A 24,464-nucleotide genomic window follows, 5' to 3' on the forward strand; every position below is an offset into this window, starting at 1 on the left:
GCCGGCGAGGGCGCCCGTCCGCCAGGCGGAAACGCGACATAACACTGAATTCGACACGGTCCGGGGCTGCCGTTGCAGCCGGACCGGGCTCGATGCGGTCCCTGTCTTCGGTTTGTCTAGCGGTGGTCACCGCCAAGGTCCAGTCGGCTGGCCTCCGGGCTTGGCCGCGGGTCAGAACTTCTCCACCAGTTCCACCGGATGGCGCGACAGCGGTTCGGGGTCGGCATCGGTCGTCAGATAGGTGCGGGCGAGGGTCATGGCGGTTTCGGTGTCGCTGTCCATCAGGATCATGTGGGCGAACAGCACCATGTTCGGGACGATCTCGGTGGTGTTTCCGCGATAGAACATCGGCGGATCCATCCAGGACGGCGCAAAGCGGGCGCCCAGCGAATAGCCGCAGGCGTTCATGCGGTGGGGCTGGAGACCGGCGCCATCCACGACCCTGGCATGGGCGTCGAAGACGTCGCCGAAGGTCCGGCCCGGCCGCATCGCCGCCTCCACCCCGGACAGGGCGGCGGCGGCCGCGTCGAACATCTCCCGGTGACGGGCGGTCGCCCCGCCGACGGGCACGGTGGCCATCATGGCGGAATGATAGTGGCGATAGCTGCCGGCGAACTCGAGCGTGATCTGGTCCGGATCGCTCAGTGTCCTGCGGCCGCTCTTGTAGCGGCACAGGAGAGCGTCGCGCCCGGATCCGATGATGAAGCCGTTGCCGGGATAGTCGCCGCCGCCGGCCAGCACGGCGCCCTGCATGGCGGCTAGGATCGCGCCCTCGTCGGCGCCCACGGTGATCTCGGCGAGGCCGGCCTCCCAGGCGGCGTCGCACAGCCGGGCGGCGGTGCGCACGTAGCCGATCTCCGCCTCGCTCTTCACCGAGCGGAGCGTTGGGACGAGATCGGAGGCGTCGCGGATCGTGGCGAAGGACTGCAGCCGTTCGTCCAGGAGCTTGCCGTTGGCGGCGGTCAGGCCATGGGTGTCCGTCTCCACCCCGATCTGCGCGCCGAGGAGGTCGAGTTCGAACAGGATGTCCTTGAGAAGGCGCGTCGGGTCCGCCCCGCCCTGGTCCGTCCACACCCGGATGTCCTCGATGATCGAGGTGTGTCGCGCCTGCCTCAGATCGGGCATGCGCGTCATCAGCACGAAGCGGCCGTCCCGGGTGAGCACCAGGCACTGGAAGAAGCAGTAGCCGAACGTGTCGTAGCCGGTCAGCCAGTAGTGGCTCTCCGGGGCGAACAGAAGCATCCCGTCGAGATTCTGCGCGCGCATTTCCGCAAGCACCGCCTGCTTGCGGGCCTCGTATTCGTCGGGTTCAAAAGCCAGGGCCATCTGGGGCTTCTCCTTGTGGGCAGGTGCCGGGCTCAGTCGGCGGCGAGCGCGATCGCCGACACCAGCCGGCCATAGTCCGGCTCGCCGGAATGCTGCGCGCGCCGGTAGGAGTAGAAGAGTTCCGGGTTGCGGTAGGTGCACATGTCGAGCCGGTGGGCCTCCTCCACGCCGGCGTGGACCAGCCGGTCGACCACGTAGCGGGGCAGATCGAACATGGCGTGGCCCGTGCGCTCGCTCGGCGTGAAATAGATCTCGTCGGCCGGCCTGTCGGTCAGGAAGCGCTCGATGAAATCCGGGCCGACCTCGTAGGCGACCTGGGAAATCGTCGGACCGAGGACGGCGACGGTGCGGCCGCGCTGCGCGCCCAGGCCCTCCATCGCGTCGAGGGTCGCCTCCAGGATGCCGTCATAGGCACCGCGCCAGCCGGCATGGGCGGCGGCCACCACGCCGGCCTCCGCGTCGGCGAACAGGACCGGGCCGCAGTCCGCCGTGGACACGCCGACGGCGACGCCCGGAGTGGCGGTGACGAACGCGTCCGCCTTCGGACGCTCCCCGTCGCCGAACGGGCCGTCGACCACGACCGCCGTCGCCGAATGGATCTGGTAGGGCGTGAGCAGCAGGTCGGGCGCCACGTCGAGCCGCTGCGCCACCCGGGCCCGATTCTCCTGGACGGCTTGCGGATCGTCCCGGGATCCGATGCCGACGTTGAGGCTCTCGTAGATCCCCTCCGACACGCCGCCCTCGCGGGTGAAGAAGGCATGACGGATGCCGGCGATCCGATCGAGTTCAGGGGCTGTGATCATGGGGACCCCGCATGGTCTGGCGGCGAATGGGATACCCGGAAAAGGGGCGTGCGAAGCGGACCGCTCCGAAGCCGCTCCTCCCGGGCAAGGGTTTGCAGCCGGCCCGGCGGGGCAGCGACGGCGTGGACAGGCACGTGGTTCGAAACGATCCGGAAAATCGAGCGCCCGCAACTATTCCAGTCCTGCCGCTCCGACGCAAAGGGGCCCGGCACGACGATCATCGCGGCCGCGCCGGAAAGGCAGGCGGCGCGACGCCGGGGCTGGTCACGGCAAGCACCTTGAACAGCTCGCCCATCTCGGTCACGTCGGCAAGCCGGCGCACCGCCGCCTCGATCTCCCGGAAGCCGGTCTCGTCCGTGCCGGCGGCCAGACGCTGGGCCCGGTCGACCAGCCCGAGCGCGACGAGGAATTCGCCCTGGGTCAGCGGACCGTGGATGGCCGCTCCGGCCGTGCGCGCGCTTCGCGCCAGGGTGGCGAAATCGACGTGGGCGGTGAGATCTGACTCGCCGGGCGCCTCCAGCAGGCCCGTGTAGGCGTGGTCGCGCACCGCCTGAAGCGTGTCGCCGAAGGCCGGCCCCTGATAGCCGTAGTCGATCGCCAGCGCGGCGCCGCCCTCGGCGACGATCCGCTCCGACACCGCCGCCATGATGGCGTCGGCGGCCGGGCACCATTCGACGACGGCGCCGTCTTGCGCGTCGAGGCCGGGGGGAATGGCCGCATCCTGGGCGTAGGGCGCCAGTCCGAAGCCCAGCCCGCCCGCCGCGTCGAGCCCGACCACGCGCTCCTGCCAGCGGTCGCCGGTGCGCACGAACTGGCGGATCGGCAGGGCATCGAAGAACTCGTTGGCGACGACGAGCAGCGGCCCGGGGGGAACCTCGTCGATGGCGTTCCGCCAGGCCACCGGCACCGGACATGCGCGGAGCGTCTCTTTCTGCAGGGCCCGCAATCGCGGGCTGGTTTCCACCAGATCGACGCTGACCGCCTCCAGAAAGGCCGGCCGCAGGCGGGCGACCCGCAGGATGTCCGCCATCAGGGTGCCGCGGCCCGGCCCGAGCTCCACCAGGCGGACCGGATCGGGCGAGCCGAGCTGCTCCCAGACCGTCAGCAGCCACGCGCCGACCAGTTCTCCGAACAGCTGCGAAACTTCCGGTGCCGTGACGAAGTCGCCGTCGCGCCCGAACGGCACCCGGGTGGTGTAGTAGCCATGCTCCGGATCGCCGAGACAGAGCGCCATGTAGCGGGCGACCGGCATCGGTCCGCTGGCTGCGATCTCCTCGGCTAGGCGGCGGGCGAGCGGCGTGGTCATCGGCTCTTCGAACCGGGCTCTTCGGGGACGGGTCTGCGCCGCGCGCGCCAGATCGCCCAGGCGCCGGCCAGCACCATTGGCACGGACAGGAGCATGCCCATGGTCAGTCCGCCCATCAGAAAACCGAGCTGGGGATCGGGCATACGGAAGAATTCACTGATGATGCGCGCGATGCCGTAGCCTGCGGCGAAGGCGCCCGCCGTCAGGCCCGGGCGCCGCAGCGTGCCGAAGGCATGGGTCAGAACCCTGAGAACCAGGAACAGGACCAGGCCTTCCAGGGCGGCCTCGTAGAGCTGGCTCGGATGGCGCGGCTCGGGCCCCGCGCCCGGAAACACCATGGCCCACGGAACGTCGCTCGGCCGTCCCCAGAGTTCGCCGTTGATGAAGTTGGCGATGCGGCCGAAGAACAGGCCGATCGGGGTCGCCGCGCCGGCGAGATCGAACAGGGTCCAGATGGCGATGCCCCGGCTGCGGGCGAACAGGATCATGGCGATCACGACGCCGATGAAGCCGCCATGGAACGACATGCCGCCCTGCCACAGCGCCAAGGCCTCGGCGGGATGGGCGAGATAGTAGTCGAAATTGTAGAACAGCACGAAGCCGATGCGTCCGCCGGCCACGATGCCGATCGTGGCCCACAGCACGAAGTCGTCGATGTCGGTCGGGGTCGGCCGCGGAACCGGTCCCCACAGTCTCGGCGTCGACACCAGGCGGCGCATGTACCACCAGGCGAACAGGATGCCGGCGATGTAGGCCAGCGCGTACCAGCGCACGGCAAACGGACCGACTTCGACGAGAACGGGATCGATCGCCGGAAACGGCAGGGCGAAGAGAGGCATCGGGGCGTCGTCCGTCCAGGATCTGTCACAGGCGGGCCGGGCGGTCGGGCTTCCGCCTGTGTCGTGGGCGCCGGGCTCCGGCGCGGGGCAGGCGACAGTGGTCCGAGCCCCGAACCTCCGTCAAGCGGTCTCGATGAGGGCGCCTCCTTGTTCCGGATGAGCCGGACCCCCATAGTCAGGTCACTTCCGAGGACGTGAGGACCAGAGTGATGACCCAGGGCTCCAACCGCATTTTCGACGATTTCGCCAAGCTCGCTTCCGACGCGACTTCGGTCGCCCAGTCGGTTCGCAAGGAGATGGAGACGGCGGTCCGGGCCCAGGCGGAGCGGTTCCTCTCCGATATGGACCTCGTCCAGCGCGACGAGCACGACGCCGTCAAGGAGATGGCCGCCGCCGCCCGTGACGAGGCCGAGGACCTCAAGACCCGTCTCGCTGCCCTGGAGGCACGCGTGGCCACGCTCGAGGCCGGATCGGGCTCGGCGGCGCCGTCCCAGTCCGAGACGCCCGGAACTCCCCCGCCCGGCGAGTGAGCGGGTCGCGGAACGGCGTTTGCGAAGGTATACTGGCGGAGATAGAGATTCGCGTGTCGTTGCGCGGCTGACAGCCGTTGCGGGCTGGCGCCAGCGTATCGCCGCCGATGTGACCTGAACGCGCCCCTACCCGGGAGGCCGCCCCGCCTTCGTCTCCCCCCGCCAACGGCACCGCGAGGATCGATCATGACGTTCATCGACATCGAATTGGATCGGGGCAGCAACCCGGTCGACCAGATCGAACACATCGCCGTCGCCAACGATTGGCTGTTCGACAGGTCCGGCGACGACGAGATCACGATTTCCACAGCCGGGCACTGGTGCGACTATCACGTCTCGTTCACCTGGATGGACGAGTTCGAGGCTCTCCATCTGGCCGCCGCGTTCGATCTCAAGGTGACCGAACCGCGCCACACCGAGGTTGTCCGTCTGCTGGCCATGGTCAACGAGCGGCTCTGGCTGGGCCACTTCGACCTGTGGAGCAAGGAAGGCGTGGTCATCTTCCGCCACGCCCAGCTTCTCTCCGGCGATTCGGTCCCCACGCCCTCCCAGATCGAGGGCCTCCTGACCCACGCGATCGACATGTGCGAACGCCACTACCAGGCGTTCCAGTTCGTGGTCTGGGCCGGCAAGTCGGCCGCCGACGCCCTGGACACCGCGCTGTTCGAAACGGTTGGCGAGGCATGAGCGGCGGATCGTCCCGCCCCATCGTCCTCGTCGGCGCCGGCAAGATGGGCGGCGCCATGCTGGCCGGATGGGGCCGCAAGGCTCTGGACGCGCCGGTGATCGTCATCGATCCGGCTCCCTCCGACGAGGTCCGGGACATCGCCGACCGGATGGGGGCGACGCTCGCCACCGAAGCCCCGGCCGACACGAAGGCGGGCGTTCTCATCGTGGCGGTCAAGCCGCAGATGATGGATGACGTCCTGCCGCCGCTGACCGGACTGCGCGACGAGGAGACCACCGTCGTCTCGGTGGCGGCCGGCATCACCATCGGTCGGCTCGAGGCCGCGCTCGGTCCCGGGCCGGTGGTCCGAACCATCCCGAACACGCCGTCCCAGATCGGCCGGGGCGTGACCGTCGCCGTCGCCAATCCCGCGGTGGATGCGGAGGGGCGGGCGGCCGCAACCGATCTGCTCGGTGCGATCGGAATGGTCGAATGGGTCGAGGACGAGGCCCTGATCGATGCCGCCACGGCCGTCTCCGGGTCGGGGCCGGCCTATGTCTTCCACATGGTCGAGTGTCTGGCCCAGGCCGGTCTGCAGGCCGGTCTGCCGGAGGATCTCGCCATGCGGATCGCCCGCGGGACCGTCACCGGTGCCGGCGCGCTCCTCGACGACAGCCCGGCCGACGCGGCCACGTTGCGGCAGAACGTCACGTCGCCCGGCGGGACCACGGCCGCCGCCCTCGACGTGCTCATGGGCGACCAGGCGATGCAGTCGCTGTTCGTGAAGGCCGTCGCCGCTGCCGCGAAACGGGCTCGCGAGCTGGGCAGCTGATCCCAAGCGGTTTGGCTTGCGCGCCCGCGGACCTATCTAACAGGCGAGCGGTCCGGCGCACCTGCCGGGCGGATTTCAGTGGATGAGAGCAACGCCATGGCCACGAAGCGTCAACGCCAATCGATCGTTTCCGCGCTGATCGCGCTCCTCGAGACGCGGGACTGGCAGGATATCGGGCTGGACGACATCGCCGCGGAAGCCGGGGTCTCGCTCGCCGTGCTGCGCTCGGTGTTCGACACCAAGGTCGCGATCCTGGAGGCGTTCGTCCGGGACATCGACGAGACCGTGCTGGCGGGCGACGACGGGGATATGGGCGACGAACCGCCCAGGGAGCGCCTGTTCGACGTCCTGATGCGCCGGCTCGATACGCTGAAGCCGTACCGCCCGGCCCTGCGCTCGCTGGCCGCGTCCGCCCGGCGCGACCCGGTGCTCGCCGCCTCGCTCAATCGCATGGCGCTGGTTTCGCAGGGCTGGATGCTGACGTCGGCGGGAATTCACATCAAGGGTCTCCTGGGGGCTGCGGCAACCCAGGGGCTGGTGGTCGCGTTCGCGCGGGTGCTCAGGGTCTTTCTCCGGGAAGAGGATGCGGGGCTGCCCCGCACCATGGCAGCCCTCGACAAGGAACTCCGCCGCGGCGAGCGGTCCTTCCTGCGGCTGGAGCGGGTCAGCCGGCCGATCCGCCGGGGCGTGCGCCGGCGGTGGGAGCGTCCGGCCTCGGCGCAGGCCGATCCGGAGGATCCGGCCGGGGCGGCGTCCTCGCCGGCTTGACCCGGCGGCCTCGGGCAGGTTCCCTTTCGATCCGATTCTCACACCGAAGCCGGACGGATCCAGGCCATTGCGCCGGGTCCGTCCGCTGCCATTTCGACGGAAAGAGCCCGCATGACCGAGACCACCGGACCGGCCGAAACCATCACCTTCGACGATTTCCTGAAAGTGGACATCCGCGCGGGCACCGTCGTGGAGGCCGAGCCGTTCCCCGAGGCGCGCAAGCCGGCGATCAAGCTGGTCATCGATTTCGGCGCCGAGATCGGCCGCAAGAAGTCGTCGGCCCAGATCACCGAGCACTATACGCCGGAGACCCTGGTCGGCCGGCAGGTGCTGGCGGTGGTGAACTTCCCGCCCCGCCAGATCGGGCCGATGCGCTCGGAAGTGCTGACCCTGGGCATCGCCGACGCGAACGGCCACGTCGTGCTGGCGGCAACGGACAAGCCCGTGCCGGACGGAAGCCGCCTCTACTGAGGTGCGTCACGGCCCGGCAGTCCTGTCCCAGCCGCTGACTGCGCGCCTTTGCGCGCTGCGCTGCGCGCACCGAATTTCGCGCAATCAGGCCGGCAGATGAACGCGCGCGCGCAGACCGCCCTGCGGGGCTTCGCTCAACACGATGTCGCCGCCGTGACTGCGGATCGCGTCGCGGGAAATCGCGAGCCCGAGACCGGTTCCGCCCAGGTCCTGGTTGCGGGCCGTGTCCAGCCGGTAGAACGGCCGGAAAACCTCTTCGCGGGAAGCCGGCGGGATCCCGGGTCCGTCGTCGTCGATCAGGATGGTGACCCAGCCGTCGATGTTGCGGCCGGAAATGTGCACCGTCTTGCCGTAGCGGGCGGCGTTGATGATCAGGTTGTGCAGGCCGCGCCTCAGCATGTTCGGCCGGGCCTCGATCCAGCGTTCGCCCTCGAATTCGACGCTGGTGGTCGCGCCGTGCCGGCGGCCTTCGGCCGCCAGGTCCTCCAGCAGATCCTTCAGATCGACCGTGTCGGAGCTTTCGTCGATGTCGGTGCGGGCGAAGGCGAGATAGTCCTCCAGCATGGCCTGCATGGCGTCGACGTCCTTCTTCAGGGCGTCGGTTTCCTCGTTCTCCGGCAGGAAGGCGAGCTCCAGCTTGAAGCGTGTCAGGATCGTCCGGAGGTCGTGGGAGACGCCGGTCAGCATGGCCGTGCGCTGCTCCATCTGCCGTTCGATGCGCCGGCGCATCTCGATGAAGGCACGGGAGGCCTGGCGGACCTCTGTGGCGCCGCGCGGACGGAACCCCTCGACCGGGCGCCCCCGGCCGAAGCCTTCGGCGGCGTCGGCAAGGCGCTGGATCGGCCGGATCTGGTTGCGCAGGAACAGGACGGCAATGGCGATCAGGACCACCGAGGTGCCGGCCATCCAGACCAGGGTGATGTGGGAGTTGGTGGCGTAGGCCTGGCTGCGTCGGACCACCACCTTGAGGATGCCGGCATCGAGCTTGACCTCGATCTCGACGAACTTCGCCTCGTTGATGATCTTGAGGGCGAACGGCCGGCCGACCTGGTCGCGGATGCTGGCGCTGAGCGTCCGGTCGAGCAGCGAGAAATAGGGCTTCGGCGCCGGCGGCGGCAGCTTGGCGTCGGGATCGAGCGTCACCGACACGAACATGTGGGCCGCGGCGGCGGTCACGATCTCCTGGACCTCGGCCGCGTTCGGTGCCTGCTCGATCAGGGTCGCGAGCGTCGCCACCTCGGCCGCCGTCGTCTCCGAAAGCCGGCTGGTCACGTTCTGCCAGTGCCGGTTCATGAACACGAACGCGACCACCGACTGCAGCAGGATCATCGGCACCACGACGATCAGCAGCGAGCGGGCGAACAGCCGGCGCGGCATCTGCCGGCGCAGCCAGCGGCCGACCGGCGGCGGCAGGCCGCCGGAACGCAGCACCCGCTGCCACAACGGGCGCTCGGGGGAGGGGGAGGTTTCGTCGATCGGTGCCATTCGTCGCTCGCGCACGCCGGAACGGGCGTATTGGGTGCGTCAGTCGCGCGGGTCCGCCATCAGCCGGTAGCCCACGCCGCGGATGGTCTGCAGATAGCGCGGGTTCGCCGGGTCTTCCTCGATCTTCCGCCTGAGCCGGTTGATCTGGACGTCCACGGTCCGCTCGCTTGTGCGGGTCTCCTCCGTCACCAGCTGATGGCGCGGAATGGTCTCGCCCGGCTGCTCGGCGAAGGTCTTGAGAAGGATGCGCTCCCGGTCGGTCAGCCTGACCGTGGTCTCGCCGGTCCGCAACTCCTCACGCTCCAGGTCGAAGACGAACTCGCCGAACGCCACGCTGCTGTGCCACTGCTTCTGGGTGGCGTTGCGTTTCAGGACCCGGGCGATCCGCAACACCAGCTCGCGGGGCTCGAACGGCTTGGTGATGTAGTCGTCCGCGCCCAGTTCCAGACCGTTGATACGGTTGTCGCTCTCGCCCAGCGCCGTGAGCATGATCACCGGCAGGTCCTTTCCGGCAAGGGAGGACTGCATCAGATCGAAGCCGCTCTCGTGGGGCATCATCACGTCGAGCACGACCAGGTCGAAGGCGAAGGTCTGGAGCTTGCGCCGGGCCTCGGCGGCGTCGGCGGCCTCGCTGACCCGGTAGCCCTCGCCCGCCAGGTAGCGGTGCAGCAGGCTGCGGATCCGGCTGTCGTCATCGACGATCAGAAGGTGGGCGGCATCGTCGCTGGGGACGGGGGTCGTGCTCACGAAGCGCGTTCCTTCTCCCGGATGAGCCGTTCCACGTCCGGCCGTTCGTCCGCGTTGACGAGTTCGATCAGAAAGGTGCGTGCGGCGGCCGAGGCTTCCGGGTCGAGCTTGGCCAGCGCCGCGGCGATCCGCGCGTTCTGCAGTTCCGACAGGCGATAGGCGAGGGCGTGGCCTTCGGCGGTGGTGTGCAGCAGCCGCTGGCGCCGGTCGGAGGCGCCCTGGCGCTGTTCGATGAAGCCCTTGTCGACCAGCTCCTTGAGGACCCGGCCCAGGCTCTGCTTGGTGATCTTGAGGATGGCGAGAAGCTCGGCCACGCGGATCCCGGGATTGCGGTCGACGAAATGCAGCACCCGGTGATGCGCACGCCAGAAGCCGTATTCCGCCAGAACGGAATCCGCCTCGCCCACGAAGTCGCGATAGGCGAAGAACAGCAGTTCGATCAGATCATAGCGCAGCCCGGCATCGGCGGGGGCGGCGTTGCGGTCACGGTCGAGCACGGTGCAGTCGAAACTCGCAGAAATTATGTCAGCCATATTGACATATCGGGTTTTCGATCGTTACGTAAAGGGGCGTCTTGACGTAACAATCCTTCTATTGGTGCTCTTGGGCGGTAGGGAGGCTGCCCAACCACGAATCCGCCAATATTCGGCGGTGACCTTAGCGGGGTTCCGATCGTCAGGCAAAGCCGACCGTCCGGCCGACGTCATATTCGTGCCTGGTCGGAAACAACAATACTCTCAAGGAGAAGTCGACCATGGCTGGTGTGCCCTTCGACCAACGTGACGGAGAGATCTGGTTCAACGGCGCCTACGTGCCGTGGTCGGATGCCAAGGTTCACGTCCTCACCCACGGGCTTCACTACGGAAGCAGCGTATTCGAAGGCGAGCGGGCCTATGGCGGCGAGATCTTCCGGCTGGAGGACCATACCGCGCGGCTGATCAAGTCCGGCGAGATCCTCGGCTTCAAGATTCCCTACACCGCGGAAGAGCTGAACCAGGCCCAGCGCGACCTCCTTGCCCGCTCCGGCCTCGTGGACGCCTATGTCCGCCCGGTCGCCTGGCGCGGCAGCGAGATGATGGGCGTGTCGGCCCAGAACAACACGATCAACGTGGCGATCGCGATCTGGGAGTGGCCGAGCTATTTCGATCCGGCGGAGCGCCTCAAGGGCATCCGTCTCGACATGGCGAAGTACCGCCGGCCCGACCCGCAGACCGCGCCGTCGACGGCCAAGGCAGCCGGCCTCTACATGATCTGCACGCTCTCCAAGCACGCCGCGGAGGCGAACGGCTATGCCGACGCGCTGATGCTGGACTGGCGCGGCTATGTCGCCGAGACGACCGGCGCGAACGTGTTCTTCGTGAAGGACGGCGTGCTGCACACGCCAAAGGCCGACTGCTTCCTGGCCGGAATCACCCGGGACACGGTGATCAAGCTGGCGCAGGCGCGGGGCATCGAGGTGCGCGAGCGCGTCATCATGCCGGAAGAGATGTCGGACATGGAAGAGTGCTTCCTGACCGGAACGGCCGCGGAAGTGACGCCGGTCTCCGAGATCGGTCCGTACCGGTTCGAGGTCGGCGAGATCACGCGCACGCTGATGGCCGACTATCTGAACGAGGTCCAGCCGAAGTCGTCCACCATGCCCATGGCGGCCGCCGGCTGATCGGTCGTATGTTCGATTGAGGGCCGCTGCCGAAAGGCGGCTGTCCCACTCCTGAGACCCGCGGTCACCGGCCGCGGGTTTTTCACGTCCGGGTGCCGGCAAGGTCGCGTCGGCGGCGCGCCGGCCTCAGGGGCCCGATTGCATCCGGATGTGGGTGGGGTCGTTGGATGGATCCGCTGCCCGGACCGGTCCGTCCGAGCCGAAGACGCCGCAGATTCACCAGATCGAGAAAGTGCTCTAGCCGCCCAACACCGGGGGCTTCCCGGAATCGATGCGGCGGATGCCTTCCTTGGCCGGCGGATACCCGGCCTCCAGCGTCAGCGCCCGGCTGTAGGCGCCGCGGGCCTTGTTGTAGTCGCCCTGGGCTTCCAGGGCGAGGCCGCGGTTGGCCCAGGCTTCCGCATAGGACCGGTTGAGGGCGAGGGCCTGATTGAAGTCGTCGAGCGCGGTGTCGATGTCGTTCAGCGCCAGATAGGAAACGCCGCGCCCGTTATAGGGCTCGGGGTTGTTCGGGCCGAGGCCGATCGCCGTGGCGAAGTCCTCGATGGCCCGCTGATGCTGGCCCTGGGCCTGATAGATCAGACCCCGGTTGTGGAAGGCGCGGGCATCGGAGGAATCGATCCGGATCGCCGAATTGAAATCCTGCAGCGCGCGACCGTCGTCGCCGTTCTGGCGGAACAGGTTACCGCGCCCGATCAGGGCGACGTCGTAGCTCGGATTGATGGCCAGCGCCGAGTTGTAGTCCTTCAGCGCGGCGTTCAGCTCGCCCATGCGCCGATAGACCAGCGCCCGGTTGGCGTAGGCCTGATAATAGCGCGGATTGAGCTGGATGGCGGTGTTGAAGTCCTCGATCGCCCGACGGTTGTCGCCGGCCTGCCCGTAGGCGGTGCCGCGGATGTTGTAGGCGGTCGGATCCTGGGGATTGGCCTCGACGACGCTGGTCAGCGACTGGATGTTGACCGCCGACCCCGCCCGGGGGTCGAGCACGCTGGACGCGCCGGAGACGCCGGCCCCGTCGGACTGGCAGGCAGCCAGCGTGAGTGCCGCAGCCACGAACAGTCCGCCGCGGGAGAGCCCGCCAATGGCTTTCTCGAGGGACGATGCCATGTTCCGCCTCTTCGCATCCATCGCCCGATCCGCGTGCATCACGGGATCGAGGCAGCCTGTCCGCCAGTCGTTTCGAGACCGGTGATCGAGCGGACCAACGTCCGCCGATATCGAGGCAATGTCAGATGGGGAGGGCGGTGCCGCGCCTGCGACCGGACTGGCACCGGCTCGCCGCAAGGTCCCGCCCGGCAGATCGTTAGCGCTTCTTGCCCGGAAGGAGGCCTTCGCGCTGCGCCCGCTTGCGTGCCAGCTTGCGCGCCCGGCGAACGGCTTCCGCCTTCTCGCGCGCCTTCTTCTCAGACGGCTTTTCGTAGTGGTTGCGCATCTTCATTTCCCGGAAGATGCCTTCACGCTGCATTTTCTTCTTCAGCGCCTTGAGAGCCTGGTCGACGTTGTTGTCACGAACGAGAACTTGCACGTATCTGCCCTGCTTTCGCCTATTCCAAAATTCGTTTCGACTGCCGTTCCGCCGGATCTTTCCGACCGGAAACGGCGCATTCCTGTATCCCGGGATCGATGCGCCGGCCCGGCCAATTCGACGGCCAAGCCGCCAATCAGCCTCTATCCGACCTGCAATCAGGGGACAAAAACAATCAGCCGCACGTTCCAAAAGGGAACGACGGACACCCTCGGCAATCTGCCAACAGGTCGCGGTGCATATCAGATCCGGCACGCCGTGTCCACGGCCCCCGGCGCCGCAATGCTCATCGTTCGCGGGGGCGGACCCGGTTGACGTGGCCCATTTTTCGCCCCGGCCGCACGTCCCGCTTGCCATAGAGATGGAGATGGGCGCCGGCTTCGGCAACCAGGTCCGGCCAGCGGTCGACGTCATGGCCGATCAGATTCTCCATCTCCACGTCGAAGTGCCGGTGGGGGGCGACCAGGGGCCAGCCGGCGACGGCACGGACGTGATTCTCGAACTGGGATGCGGCGGTCCCGTCCTGGGTCCAGTGCCCGGAGTTGTGGACGCGCGGCGCGATCTCGTTGGCGATGAGGCGTTCGTCGTCGCCGCTGCCGACCACGAACAGTTCCACCGCGACGACCCCCACATGGCCGAGGGCGTCGGCGGTCTTGATCCCGATCTCGGCGGCTTCCTGGGCGGTGCGCGGCTCGATGTCCGCCGGAACCCGGCTGATTTTCAGGATGTGGTTCTCATGGCGGTTTTCCGCGATGTCGTAGACGACCGCCTGGCCGTCCTCGGAGCGTGCCACCACCACCGAGCACTCGATCCGGAAGTCGATGCGCTCCTCCAGGATCGCCGGCTGGCCGCCGATGGCGGCAAAGGCCCGTTCCGCATCGGAGGCGTCGCGGACCGTGGTCTGGCCCTTGCCGTCATAGCCGAAGCGGCGGGTCTTGAGGATCGCGGGGGCACCGGTCGTCTCCAGACCCGCGACGATGTCGTCTTCGCCGTCGACGCGGGCATGGGCGGCGGTCGGCACGCCGATCTCTGCCAGGAAGCGGCGCTCCGAGAGCCGGTCCTGGGAGACGGCAAGCGACTTCGCGCCGGGCCGGATCGGGGCGTGCGGCGCGATCAGCTCCAGCGTTTCGGCCGGCACGTTCTCGAATTCGTAGGTGACCACGTCGACGCTCTCGGCGAAGGCCTTCAGCGCCTCGGTATCGGTGTACTCGGCGACGGTGTGGCGGGCCGCGACCCGGAAGGCGGGGCTGTCGGGATCGGGACAGAAGACATGGCAGTCGAGGCCGAGCGGTCCCGCGGCGAGCGCGATCATGCGGCCGAGCTGGCCGCCGCCGAGAATGCCGATGGTGCCGCCGGGCGAAAGGGCGGCGGGGGAGAGGTCACTCATCGCGGACGGGATGCTCGGCGACGGCCGCACTCTGCTCGGCGCGCCATTCGGCGAGGCGGGCGGCGAGGGCGTCGTCGGAGAGCGCCAGGACGGAGGCGGCGAGAAGGGCGGCGTTGACCGCGCCGGCGCGGCCGATGGCCAGCGTGCCGACCGGGACGCCGGCAGGCATCTGCACGATGGACAGCAGGCTGTCCTGGCCGGACAGGGCGCGGCTTTCCACGGGCACCCCGAAGACCGGGAGCGTTGTCAGCGCGGCCGTCATACCAGGAAGGTGCGCGGCGCCGCCGGCGCCGGCGATGATGACCTTGACGCCGCGCTCGCGCGCCGACTTGGCGAAGTCGACCATCCGCTCCGGCGTCCGGTGCGCCGAGACGATGCGGGCGTCATAGCCGACACCGAGCGCGTCGAGGGTGTCGGTGGAATGGCGCATGGTGCTCCAGTCGGACTGGCTTCCCATGATGACCGCGACCGGCGGCGCGGGTGAGGCCATGGCGGCGGGCTCCTCTCGTGGCGTTCAACCGCTCTCCGCTGCCGATCGTTCATGACCGGCGAATGACGGCCCGGGCAACGGAAAGCGCGCCCATTAGCGAAGCTCGCGGCGGGGCGCAAGAGCAACTTGGGGATGTCGGTCAGGCGATGATGTCGGGGAGGATGACGTCTTCGAGGTAGTGAATGCGGTCCTTGAGCTGCAACTTGCGCTTCTTCAGGCGCTGGATCTGCAACTGGTCGCCCGCGCCGGGCATGGAAAGTGCGGCGATCGCCACGTCGAGATCCCGATGCTCCTCCCTGAGGCGCATCAGTTCCTGATACGCCGCCTCGGCGTCCTGTTCGCCCATGGCCGACACACTCCCGCCGCGCCAGTTAAAATCACATTTTCTGCGAGGTTCTATAGCATGCTTCGCCGAGGGTCGGGAGAGCGGCGGATCGATGCCGGCGGTTTTTTGCCGGCGAACCCTTTCTGTGCCGCCTCGCGAGACCCAAATCAGTAAGAGGAGGCTCCGGCTTCCTTGCCCGACCTATGAACGTGTTTGTTCCAGGAGGTTTGCGATGACGATTGATGCGCATGTTGCCGAGCTGGAGCGTCGCCATGCGGCGCTGGAACAGGAACTCCACACGGCGATGATGCAGCCGGCAACCGATGACCTCACGGTGGCCGACATCAAGCGGCGCAAACTGGCACTCAAGGACGAGATCGAACGCCTCCGACAGCCCAACGGCCATGCCATGGCCAGCGGCAGAGGCTGACGGAGAGCCGGCCGGACCGGCGCGGCCCGGTCCTTCCCTGACATGACGAGCGTTTGACCCGGCGGGTCCCGTTCGCCCGCCGGGCGACGTGATTCGGGACGGCGCTGGCGCTCAGACGAGGCCGGCGATGCCGTCCCACATCAGCTTCAGGCCGATCACGAAGACGAACACGTAGATCACCCGGAAGAACAGCTGCTGCGGCACGATCCGCACCAGCCAGACCCCGAACAGCGTGGCCAGCACGGCAACCGGCAGCAGCGTGGCGGACGTCGCCAGGTTGCGTCCGGAGAACTGGCCGAGCGCGAAATAAGGCACGAGCTTCGCCGCGTTGAGGGTGAAGAAGAAATAGACGCCGGTGCCGGCGAACACCCGTTTCTCCAGTCCGAGCGGTAGGGTGTACATCTGATAGGGCGGGCCGCCGGCGTGGCTGACGAAGCTGGTGAAGCCGGCGACCAGGCCCCAGAGCGTCCCCTTGACCGGGCTATGCCCCCGGGGCCCGTCCGGCTGCCGGCGCAGATATTTCCGGCCCCAGTGGTCCAGCGAGAACAGGACCGCCACGGAGCCGATGATGAGCCGCACCATCGCCTCGTCCACGTAAGCCGCCAGCAGATAGCCGAGGCCGACGCCGACGAGCGCGCCAGGCAGCGTCATCGCCAGAACCGTGACGTCGAAGGTCCGCCGGTAGGAGGCCACGGCGATCAGATCCATCACGATGAGGATGGGCAGCATGATGCCCGCCGCCCGGATCGGCGAGATCGCGAGCGCCATCAGCGGCACGCCGAGAATGGCGATGGAGCCTCCGAACCCGCCCTTGGAAATCCCGACCAGAATGACCGCCGGGATCGCGAACAGGTAGAATGTCGGGTCGGTGATCATGAAAACCGCTTGCCGGAGAGGCACCTTGGTGTTGCGTTTGACATTCGGCAAAGCGCGGGAGGGCGTCGTCGTGCAAACGACGGGGAACGCGCCGCGCGCGACTTGTCGGCGGGCATCGGTCTAACCGATCCTGACAACGGGCGGAACGGTCTCGGGAGGACGCCATGACAAAACAAAGCTACAGCTCGGTCTACGACGCCTGGAAAGCGGATCCGGACGGGTTCTGGATGGACGCGGCGGATGCGATCGATTGGACCACGCCGCCGACCCGGGCCTTCGATCCCGACGCGGGCGCCTATGGCCGCTGGTTCCCCGATGCCGCCGGCAACACCTGCTACAACTGCGTCGACCGGCACGTCGAGCGCGGACGGCCGGGGCAGGCCGCGGTGATCTACGATTCCCCGATCAGCGGAAAGAAGCGGACGATCACCTACGCCGAGCTGAAGCGCGACGTCGAGGCGATGGCGGCGGTGTTCCTCGACAAGGGCGTCCAGAAGGGCGACCGCGTCATCCTCTACATGCCGATGATCCCGGAAGCGCTGATTGCGATGCTCGCCTGCGCGCGGATCGGCGCCATCCATTCCGTGGTGTTCGGTGGCTTCGCGGCCCACGAACTGGCCACCCGGATCAACGACAGCACGCCGAAGCTGATCGTCTGCGCGTCCTGCGGGCTGGAGCCGGGCCGGGTGGTGGCCTACAAGCCGCTGGTGGATGCCGCGGTCGCGGAGGCGACCCACAAGCCGGACGCCGTGCTGGTCTGGCAGCGCGAGGAGCATCGGGCGGACCTGGACCAGCCCCACGATCACGAACTCAACACGCTCGTTGAAGATGCCGAAGTGCGGCACCGGGAAGTGCCGTGCGTTCCGGTGGCGGCCACCGATCCCCTCTACATCCTCTACACGTCCGGAACCACCGGCCAGCCGAAGGGTGTGGTCCGCGACACCGGCGGGCACATGGTGGCGCTCGCCTGGACCATGAAGAACGTCTACGGCGTCGAGCCGGGCGAGGTGTTCTGGGCGGCGTCCGACGTCGGCTGGGTGGTCGGCCATTCCTACATCGTCTACGCGCCGCTGCTGTGCGGCTGCACGACCGTCCTGTTCGAGGGCAAGCCGGTGGGCACGCCCGACGCCGGCACCTTCTGGCGGGTCGCCTCCGAGCACAATGTCGCCGCCCTGTTCACCGCGCCCACGGCACTCCGCGCGATCAAGAAGGAGGATCCCGACGGCAAGCTCGCGGCCGACTACAATCTGACGTCGTTCCGAACGCTTTTTCTGGCCGGCGAACGGGCCGATCCGGATTCCATCCAGTGGGCCGAGCGCGCGCTCGGCGTGCCGGTGATCGATCACTGGTGGCAGACGGAGACCGGCTGGGCGATCGCGGCGAACCCGGTGGGCATCGAGCTGCTTCCGGTGAAGCTCGGCTCGCCGACGGTGGCGATGCCCGGCTACGACATCCAGGTGGTGGACGAAGGCGGACAGCCGGTCGCGGCCGGCGATCTCGGCAACATCGTGGTCAAGCTGCCGCTCCCGCCGGGCTGCCTGCCGACGCTGTGGGGCGACGATGCCCGCTTCCGGCGCGCCTATCTGGAGACGTTCCCTGGCTACTACCAGACGGCCGACGCGGGCTATGTCGACGAGGACGGCTATCTGTTCATCATGTCGCGCACCGACGACATCATCAACGTGGCCGGCCATCGCCTGTCGACGGGGGCGATGGAGGAGGTGATCTCCGGCCATCCGGCCGTCGCCGAGTGCGCCGTCATCGGCGTCACCGACTCGCTCAAGGGCCAGGTCCCGTGCGGCTTCATCGTGCTGAAATCGGGCGTCACCCAGTCCCACGGCGAGATCGAGCAGGAGCTGGTCAAGCGGATCCGCGACCAGATCGGACCTGTCGCGGCCCTCAAGCTCGTGGTCACCGTGGAGCGGCTGCCCAAGACCCGGTCGGGCAAGATCCTGCGCGGCACGATGCGGGCCATCGCCGACGGTGAAACCTACCGTATGCCCGCGACCATCGACGATCCGGCGATCCTGGACGAGATCGACGCGGCGATCCGCCAGCGCGGCGTCGGCCGGCAGGCAGCCGGATAGGGCCTTTCACCGCGTCACGGAAGCGCCGATCGCCTCTAACCCTTCGTTTTGACGCATTTCCGGGCGGCGAACCGGCTCCCGCTTCGCCTGGAAATGCTCGTGAGCAGACCCGAAACCGGGGAGCGGTGCGAACGGGCGATTGAACCGCGACGCCGCTTCCGGCAACGTAGCCGGCAACCGCGCCCGTCCGACCGGCGGGCGCCGACATCGCCCTCCGTCCCACTCGGGCGCCATCGAGAGCCCGCGCGCGAAGGAACCTGCTCGAACCATGCTTCTCCAGAACAAGGTCGCGATCGTCACCGGCGGCGCTCGCGGGATCGGCTATGCCGTCGCCCGCCGCCTTCTCAACGATGGTGCCAAGGTCGTCATAGCCGACATTGAGGACGACCTGGTCGAAAAGGCCGCCGGCGAGCTGTCCCCGCTCGGCGACGTGCTGCCGATCGTCTGCGACGTGGGCGAGCGGCTCGACGTCCGCAATCTGATCGCGGCGACGCTCGACGCCCACGGCCAGATCGACGTGCTGGTCAACAATGCCGGCATCGTCCACGGGGCGGATTTCCTCGAGGTCGAGGAAGAGGATTTCGACCGGGTCCTGCGCGTGAACCTCAAGGGCGCGTTCCTGGTGGCCCAGGCCGTGGCCCGGCACATGGTCGAACGGGTCGAGGCGGGGGCGGCGCCGGGATCGATCATCAACATGTCGAGCATCAACGCGGTGTTCGCGCTGCCCAACCAGGTGCCCTATTCGATCTCCAAGGGCGGCATCAGCCAGCTCACCAAGGCGGCGGCGATCTCGCTGGCGCCCTACGGGATCCGCGTGAACGCCGTGGGTCCGGGCTCGATCGCGACGGAGATGCTGAAGAAGGTCGCCCGAGAGGATCCGAACGCGAACCGCACGATGCTGTCGCGGACCCCGCTGGGCCGCCTCGGCGATCCGTCGGAAATCGCCGCGGTGGTCGCCTTCCTCGCCTCCGAGGATGCCAGCTACGTCACCGGGCAGACGATCTACGCCGACGGCGGACGCCTGCCGCTGAACTATCTGGTGCCGGTCGAGGACTGACCATCGCCGGCCGCCGGATGGCGCGGCCGCTCATTTGGTCTCCAGATCGTGGACTCCGGTCCAGCCCTCAGGCGCCGGGCTGCCGCCGTGGATCAGGAGCCGCTCGCGGTAGAGCGCGACGATGGTGGCAAATCGCCCGTCGTCGGCCTGCTCCAGCCGGTCGAGCGCTGCGGCGGCGTCGTCGAAGCGGCCGGCGCGATAGGCGTCGGTGAGCGTATCCATGGCCGCCCTGATGGCCAGAAAGGCCGGATCGCCGGCGTGGTCGGCGTCGCCGAACAGGCCAAACAGGCTGATCGGCCGTTTCTTTCCTTTCACCCGCACCCGGTCGAATTCGACGAGCGCCAGGTCCGGGACGGCCGCAGCGGTGCGTTCGCCGATGATGATCGGCACGCCGTAGGCCTTGGTCTGGCCCTCCAGCCGCGAGGCGATGTTCACGTCGTCGCCGATGACGGAATAGTCGAACCGGCGGTCCGATCCGAGATTGCCGACGCAGCATTCGCCGGTGTTGAGGCCGATGCCGATGGCGATCGGGGGATGGCCGTGGTCGCGCCGGTTGAAGGCGGCGATCGCCTCCAGCATGGCGAGGGCGGCCCGGCAGGCGTTGCGGGCATGATCGGGATCGTCGAGGGGCGCGTTCCAGAACGCCATGACCGCGTCGCCGATATATTTGTCGATGGTTCCCCGGTGGGCGAGCACGCTGTCGGTCAGCGGGGTGAGGAAGGCGTTGACGAAGGCGGTGAGGCGTTCGGCGTCCATGCCTTCCGAGACGGTGGTGAAGCCGCGCATGTCGGTGAACAGGATCGTCATCTCCTTGATCTCGCCGCCGAGCTTCAGCTTTTCGGGATCGCGGACGAGTTCCTCGACAAGCCCCGGGGCGACGTAGCGCCCGAACGCCGAGCGAATCTGGCGCCGGTCGCGCTCCTCGCGGATGCCGACATAGCCGGTGGTGGCGAACAGCACGGCGGCCGCACCGAGCGCGGGAAAGGTCGGGTCCAGAAGGAGGCCGGCACGGGAAAAGGCTACCCAGCTGGCCGCGATCCAGGCGCAGATGACGACCAGCCCCAAGCCGACGCTGAAGCGCACCGGCAGCAGGCCGGTGGCGGTCGCGATCAGGATCGCGAGCGCGACGAAAGCGACGATCTCGAGCCCGGACGCCCAGTCGGGATGGACGAGACGCGCCCCGGACAGGACGTGTTCGAGAAGCTGGGCGTGGATCTCGACGCCCGGCACCGCGGGATCGATCGGCGTGGCTCTGAGGTCCAGGAGACCGGGCGCCGTCGCGCCGATGAGGACGATCCGACCCGCGACGGCGTCGGGGTCGATCCTGCCGGCAAGGACATCCGCCGCCGACAGGAACCGGGACGGGTCGCTCGCCCGGTAGTGGACCCGGACGGCACCCCGGGCGTCGGTCTCGATGGCGACCGCGCCTATTTTCACCGCGTTGATGCCGCTCCGGGCACCGAAGGCGGTCTGCCCGCTGGCATTCGACGCGCGGACCACGATGGTGGAGGCTCCCTGGGCAACGCGCAGGGCTTCGGCCGCCAGCGACGGCACGACGGCGTCGCGCACATCGAACAGCAGCGGCACCTTTCGCACGATCTGGTCCCGGTCCGGGATCCAGTTCATGGCGCCGAGACCGGCGGCTGCGTCCCTCAGCGGGGCGATCGGGGCGGTCACGCCGGTGAAGGCCGGAAGGTACGGCTCCGGTGGATCGCCGGCGCTGGCGAAGCCGCTCTTGACCGGGACGGGTCCGCCGCCGGTCTCGTTCGTGAGGATGAGGCCGAGCACCGCCGGCATGGTGGCCAGGTCGTCGGCGAGACGCCGGTCGCTGCTTGTGTCGCCGAGGCTGGCCAGAAGCTCCCGGCGGGCGGGGCCGTCGGGCAGGGAGGTCAGGGCGCTGCGCGGGTCGGCCCGATCGGTCTCGGAGAAGGCGAGGTCCACGGCGACGGCGGCGGCTCCGGCGTCCCGGAGCTGGCCCACGATCTCCGCGATCACGGTGCGCGGCCAGGGCCACTGGCCGAGTTCGGCGAGCGAGGCTTCGTCGATGGCGACGACCCGGACCGGCACGTCGGGATCGGGCGTGCGCGGGGAGAGGCGCTGGTATTCGTCGAAGGCGAGGTTGCGGAGCTGGAGAAGGGCGGACGGGTCGGCGGTGCGCAGCGCCAGGCCGGCGACCACGATCGCGGCCGCCACCACCGCCACGCCGAACCGGGTCCTGCGCGCGCGCCGCCGGCGGGGTCCACGGATCGGTCTCATGCCGGGCCGTGCCGGGAGCGTCGGGGCCGCCGACCCGCTCCGGTCCGGACCCTTCCGGAGAAGGTCGGTGGTGTGATCCCGAGACGGATAGAGGGCGCGACGCGATCGCTGGAAAGGGCGCCGGCCGGCGCGTGGGACCTGTCCTCCATGGCCGCGATCCGGGGCCGGTCAGAACCGGCCGATGATGCGTCCGGTGACCAGATGCGCATCGAACTCGCGGGCGGCATCGTTGGAACTCTGGTACTGGTAGACATAGTCGAAGCGCAGATCGACGGAATCGGTCATCAGGTTCGACAGGGTGAGGTTGGCCCCCGGGGCGACGTAGGTGTCGACTCGGTTGTCGGCGCCGGCTGTTGCCGGGTCGGCGAACCAGCGCTGATAGAGGCTGAGGCCGAGGCCGGTGGTGATGATGTCGGTCCAGGCGATCCGGTAGTCGAGCCGCCCGCCGACTTCCCAGTACTTGCCCGCCTCGAACTGGGTCGGCAGGAAGGGAACCGGGTCGGAGCCCACATCCGACCAGCGCACCCGCGGCCGGAAGAACAGGGCGTCGTTGTCGAGGAACAGGGCGGGCCGGGAGAGGCGCGCGGACAGGTCGATCACGGCGCCGGAATCCGACGACCAGTCCTGGCCGTAGTCGCGCCAGACGGCAGCCAGCCGCACCGCCTGGAGGGCGCCCTGGAAGCGGCCCTCGAATTCCAGCCCGCCGCCGATCTCGCCGTAGAGGTCGGTGCCGTCGAGCCAGCGGTAGCCGCCGATGACCAGCGGACGGATCGCGCCGTAGCCGGCAGCCGGCACGAGCGGGCCGATCACGCCGCCGACATAGCCGGAGTTCATCTGGTCGGTCTTGTCGTAGAGACTGCCGCCGCCGAACAGCTCCGTGCGCCAGCGCCACCAGCCGAGCGGGCGCTCGTCGCGGAAGCGTGCATCGATCAGGCCGAACACGCTGCCGGGCCGGCTGGCGCTGTCGGGACGCTGAAGCGGGTTGGAGTTGTAGCCGACACCCGTGGACAGGGTGACATTGGTCCAGGCCGGCTCGACCGCGCGCCGGATGCGGGCCAGCGCCGTGCGGGCCTCGGCGTTGCCGGGATGATTGAGCAGGATGCGCTCGTAGGTGGCCAGCGCCTTGCGCCGTTCACCGGCGCGTTCGGCGGCCCGGGCATAGGCGAGGTTCGCCTCGAGGTCGGACGGGTTGGCGAGAACGGCGCGGAAGAGCGTGCGGAGGCCTGCGTCCGGGGTCGGAGCGGCAAGGGCGGACGCACTCCATGTGCCAAGTGCGACCGACGCGACCAGTGCCACCGACACGGCAAGCGTCCGAAGAATGGTCCCGGGTCGAATGGTCATTCGCAACGAGATCCGTGCGGCTGCGGCCCAGCGAATCGCTTCGGGTCGGCATCATGTCGACGATCGGATGCAAACCTAGATGGTTTTTTTGGCGGATGCACCTGTTTCCGTGTTGCCTGACCGCACGGAAACCACGCATTGTGGTCCAAATCACACGAAATCGACGGCAGAACTGCAATAAAGCTGCGATTGGGGAAGGTTCGGGCCGCGCGGGACGGCATGGCCCGGTGGCTGAATTCGGGAGAGCCGCGGCAATGTTCAGCGCGCTTCAGATCATCTGCGCCCGGGTATGCACGCCGTTGCTGGCCGCAATCGCGCTGGTTGCGGCCGGGGCAAGCGGCGCGGCGGCGCAGCCCGACGAGATCGGCGTCAGCTCCACGGTGGTGCGGCAGGTGACCGGCAATGCCGGCGGCTCCGTGCGGAGCCTGTCGGTCGGCAGCGGCGTGTTCCGCGACGAGACGGTCACAACCGGCGCCAAGTCCAACACCCAGATCCTGTTCCTGGACGAGACGAGCCTCAACATCGGACCCCAGTCGGCGGTGATGCTCGACCGGTTCGTCTATGACGGCAGCGGCCAGGCGAGCGACGTCACCGTCGAGATCACCCGGGGCGCGCTGCGGTTCGTCTCGGGGTCGTCCCGGCCGCAGTCCTACACAATCCAGACTCCCGTGGCGACGATCGGCGTCCGGGGCACCATCCTGGACATTTTCGTGCGGCCGGGCTTCGTGATCGTGATCCTTGAGGAGGGCGCGAGCAACGTCTGCGCCGGGTCGCGCTGCGTCGGGCTGGTCCGGCCGGGGACCTATCTGCAGATTTTCCCGGGCGCGCGTATTACGGGGCCGAAGCGGTGGGACGGCAGCCTGCGGCGGGTGCTCGGGCCGGTCTCGTTCCCGCTCTATGGCTGGCACATGCAGATCGACGACCTGCCGCGCTATGTGGACGATCCGGCGCGCAACGACGTCGACCAGCTCAACCGGCGCGATGCCATCGACAACTACGTGCCGCCCGAGCCGGAACCGGTGCCCGAGCCCGAGCCGGAGCCCACGCCCGAACCGACGCCGGAGCCGGAACCCGTCCCCGAGCCGGAGCCGGAACCGGCCCCCGAGCCGGCCCCGGAGCCGGAGCCCCAGGCCGAGCCGGCAGCGGAACCGGCCGCGACCCCGACCACCCCGAGCGCCACCCCGTCGGTCAACGTGAATTTCTGACGCGGGACAGGGGACCGGATACGCGGGCGCGCAAGCACTCCCGCGGGCGCG

General features: G+C 68.6%; 25 protein-coding genes. 10 read left to right on the plus strand and 15 right to left on the minus strand.

The features are described 5' to 3' along the window. Positions 1 to 171: 171 nt before the first annotated feature. The 4 genes from J2S73_RS03350 to lgt form a co-directional block, all read right to left on the minus strand. Positions 172 to 1,326 carry a M24 family metallopeptidase gene (locus J2S73_RS03350; protein ID WP_306884000.1) on the minus strand — a complete coding sequence of 385 codons (1,155 nt, stop codon included), beginning with the start codon at positions 1,324 to 1,326 and terminating at the stop codon, positions 172 to 174. Positions 1,327 to 1,358: 32 nt separating this feature from the next. After that, positions 1,359 to 2,129, minus strand: a complete 771-nt coding sequence (gene pgeF, locus J2S73_RS03355; protein ID WP_306884001.1) for a peptidoglycan editing factor PgeF — start codon at positions 2,127 to 2,129, stop codon at positions 1,359 to 1,361. 217 nt (positions 2,130 to 2,346) lie between these two features. Then, a complete protein-coding gene (locus tag J2S73_RS03360; RefSeq protein WP_306884002.1) occupies positions 2,347 to 3,435 on the minus strand; it encodes a class I SAM-dependent methyltransferase in 1,089 nt (362 codons plus the stop codon). Further along, a complete protein-coding gene (lgt, locus tag J2S73_RS03365) occupies positions 3,432 to 4,274 on the minus strand; it encodes a prolipoprotein diacylglyceryl transferase (protein WP_306884003.1) in 843 nt (280 codons plus the stop codon). The genes J2S73_RS03360 and lgt overlap by 4 nt, the downstream gene beginning before the upstream one ends. A 209-nt stretch (positions 4,275 to 4,483) precedes the next feature. On the opposite strand from lgt, the gene J2S73_RS03370 reads away from it, so the two are divergent. From J2S73_RS03370 to J2S73_RS03390, 5 genes are all read left to right on the plus strand, one after another. Then, positions 4,484 to 4,804 (plus strand): accessory factor UbiK family protein, encoded by a 321-nt coding sequence (locus J2S73_RS03370; RefSeq protein ID WP_306884004.1) that lies wholly within the window; start codon positions 4,484 to 4,486, stop codon positions 4,802 to 4,804. A 186-nt stretch (positions 4,805 to 4,990) separates the two neighbouring features. After that, on the plus strand, positions 4,991 to 5,491 hold the full coding sequence (locus J2S73_RS03375; protein ID WP_306884005.1) for a type III secretion system chaperone family protein: 501 nt from the start codon (positions 4,991 to 4,993) through the stop codon (positions 5,489 to 5,491). Beyond that, entirely contained in the window at positions 5,488 to 6,303 is an 816-nt protein-coding gene (proC, locus tag J2S73_RS03380; RefSeq protein WP_306884006.1) for a pyrroline-5-carboxylate reductase, read from the plus strand. Before J2S73_RS03375 ends, proC begins: the two co-directional genes overlap by 4 nt. A 96-nt stretch (positions 6,304 to 6,399) precedes the next feature. Beyond that, on the plus strand, positions 6,400 to 7,071 hold the full coding sequence (locus J2S73_RS03385; protein WP_306884007.1) for a TetR/AcrR family transcriptional regulator: 672 nt from the start codon (positions 6,400 to 6,402) through the stop codon (positions 7,069 to 7,071). Positions 7,072 to 7,182: 111 nt separating this feature from the next. Further along, positions 7,183 to 7,542 (plus strand): tRNA-binding protein, encoded by a 360-nt coding sequence (locus tag J2S73_RS03390; protein WP_306884008.1) that lies wholly within the window; start codon positions 7,183 to 7,185, stop codon positions 7,540 to 7,542. An 84-nt stretch (positions 7,543 to 7,626) separates the two neighbouring features. Here the strand turns inward: J2S73_RS03390 and J2S73_RS03395 are convergent, their stop codons facing one another. The 3 genes from J2S73_RS03395 to J2S73_RS03405 are packed head-to-tail and all read right to left on the minus strand — an operon-like array spanning position 7,627 to position 10,307. Then, entirely contained in the window at positions 7,627 to 9,027 is a 1,401-nt protein-coding gene (locus J2S73_RS03395; RefSeq protein ID WP_306884009.1) for an ATP-binding protein, read from the minus strand. 39 nt (positions 9,028 to 9,066) lie between these two features. Beyond that, complete coding sequence (locus tag J2S73_RS03400; protein ID WP_306884010.1) at positions 9,067 to 9,774, minus strand: response regulator; 708 nt, start codon at positions 9,772 to 9,774, stop codon at positions 9,067 to 9,069. After that, positions 9,771 to 10,307, minus strand: a complete 537-nt coding sequence (locus J2S73_RS03405; RefSeq protein ID WP_306884011.1) for a MarR family winged helix-turn-helix transcriptional regulator — start codon at positions 10,305 to 10,307, stop codon at positions 9,771 to 9,773. Before J2S73_RS03405 ends, J2S73_RS03400 begins: the two co-directional genes overlap by 4 nt. Positions 10,308 to 10,528: 221 nt before the next feature. Here J2S73_RS03405 and J2S73_RS03410 point away from each other — a divergent pair, with 221 nt between their 5' ends. Continuing rightward, positions 10,529 to 11,434, plus strand: a complete 906-nt coding sequence (locus J2S73_RS03410; RefSeq protein ID WP_306884012.1) for a branched-chain amino acid aminotransferase — start codon at positions 10,529 to 10,531, stop codon at positions 11,432 to 11,434. A gap of 237 nt (positions 11,435 to 11,671) precedes the next feature. Here J2S73_RS03410 and J2S73_RS03415 read toward each other — a convergent pair whose 3' ends face one another. From J2S73_RS03415 to J2S73_RS03435, 5 genes are all read right to left on the minus strand, one after another. After that, positions 11,672 to 12,541 (minus strand): tetratricopeptide repeat protein, encoded by an 870-nt coding sequence (locus J2S73_RS03415; protein ID WP_306884013.1) that lies wholly within the window; start codon positions 12,539 to 12,541, stop codon positions 11,672 to 11,674. Between the two features lie 196 nt (positions 12,542 to 12,737). Beyond that, positions 12,738 to 13,016, minus strand: a complete 279-nt coding sequence (gene rpsU, locus J2S73_RS03420; protein WP_306884937.1) for a 30S ribosomal protein S21 — start codon at positions 13,014 to 13,016, stop codon at positions 12,738 to 12,740. A gap of 229 nt (positions 13,017 to 13,245) precedes the next feature. Further along, entirely contained in the window at positions 13,246 to 14,346 is a 1,101-nt protein-coding gene (locus tag J2S73_RS03425) for a 5-(carboxyamino)imidazole ribonucleotide synthase (RefSeq protein ID WP_306884014.1), read from the minus strand. Further along, entirely contained in the window at positions 14,339 to 14,836 is a 498-nt protein-coding gene (gene purE / locus J2S73_RS03430) for a 5-(carboxyamino)imidazole ribonucleotide mutase (protein ID WP_306884015.1), read from the minus strand. The genes J2S73_RS03425 and purE overlap by 8 nt, the downstream gene beginning before the upstream one ends. Before the next feature lie 139 nt (positions 14,837 to 14,975). After that, positions 14,976 to 15,182, minus strand: coding sequence for a YdcH family protein (locus J2S73_RS03435; RefSeq protein WP_306884016.1), 207 nt, complete (start codon positions 15,180 to 15,182; stop codon positions 14,976 to 14,978). A 211-nt stretch (positions 15,183 to 15,393) separates the two neighbouring features. Here J2S73_RS03435 and J2S73_RS03440 point away from each other — a divergent pair, with 211 nt between their 5' ends. Beyond that, positions 15,394 to 15,591, plus strand: coding sequence for a YdcH family protein (locus tag J2S73_RS03440; protein ID WP_306884017.1), 198 nt, complete (start codon positions 15,394 to 15,396; stop codon positions 15,589 to 15,591). Between the two features lie 111 nt (positions 15,592 to 15,702). Here the strand turns inward: J2S73_RS03440 and J2S73_RS03445 are convergent, their stop codons facing one another. Then, positions 15,703 to 16,467 (minus strand): sulfite exporter TauE/SafE family protein, encoded by a 765-nt coding sequence (locus J2S73_RS03445; protein WP_306884018.1) that lies wholly within the window; start codon positions 16,465 to 16,467, stop codon positions 15,703 to 15,705. 164 nt (positions 16,468 to 16,631) lie between these two features. On the opposite strand from J2S73_RS03445, the gene J2S73_RS03450 reads away from it, so the two are divergent. Both J2S73_RS03450 and J2S73_RS03455 read left to right on the plus strand, forming a co-directional pair. Next, complete coding sequence (locus J2S73_RS03450) at positions 16,632 to 18,554, plus strand: propionyl-CoA synthetase (protein ID WP_306884019.1); 1,923 nt, start codon at positions 16,632 to 16,634, stop codon at positions 18,552 to 18,554. Between the two features lie 268 nt (positions 18,555 to 18,822). Next, on the plus strand, positions 18,823 to 19,611 hold the full coding sequence (locus J2S73_RS03455; protein ID WP_306884020.1) for an SDR family NAD(P)-dependent oxidoreductase: 789 nt from the start codon (positions 18,823 to 18,825) through the stop codon (positions 19,609 to 19,611). A gap of 30 nt (positions 19,612 to 19,641) precedes the next feature. Here the strand turns inward: J2S73_RS03455 and J2S73_RS03460 are convergent, their stop codons facing one another. Both J2S73_RS03460 and J2S73_RS03465 read right to left on the minus strand, forming a co-directional pair. Next, a complete protein-coding gene (locus tag J2S73_RS03460) occupies positions 19,642 to 21,867 on the minus strand; it encodes a CHASE2 domain-containing protein (protein ID WP_306884021.1) in 2,226 nt (741 codons plus the stop codon). A gap of 168 nt (positions 21,868 to 22,035) precedes the next feature. Beyond that, positions 22,036 to 23,208 carry a tetratricopeptide repeat protein gene (locus J2S73_RS03465; protein ID WP_306884022.1) on the minus strand — a complete coding sequence of 391 codons (1,173 nt, stop codon included), beginning with the start codon at positions 23,206 to 23,208 and terminating at the stop codon, positions 22,036 to 22,038. 254 nt (positions 23,209 to 23,462) lie between these two features. Here J2S73_RS03465 and J2S73_RS03470 point away from each other — a divergent pair, with 254 nt between their 5' ends. Continuing rightward, a complete protein-coding gene (locus J2S73_RS03470; RefSeq protein WP_306884023.1) occupies positions 23,463 to 24,413 on the plus strand; it encodes a FecR family protein in 951 nt (316 codons plus the stop codon). Positions 24,414 to 24,464 lie beyond the last annotated feature (51 nt).

The sequence above is a fragment of the Amorphus orientalis genome (genome assembly GCF_030814015.1).
Classification (GTDB): domain Bacteria; phylum Pseudomonadota; class Alphaproteobacteria; order Rhizobiales; family Amorphaceae; genus Amorphus; species Amorphus orientalis.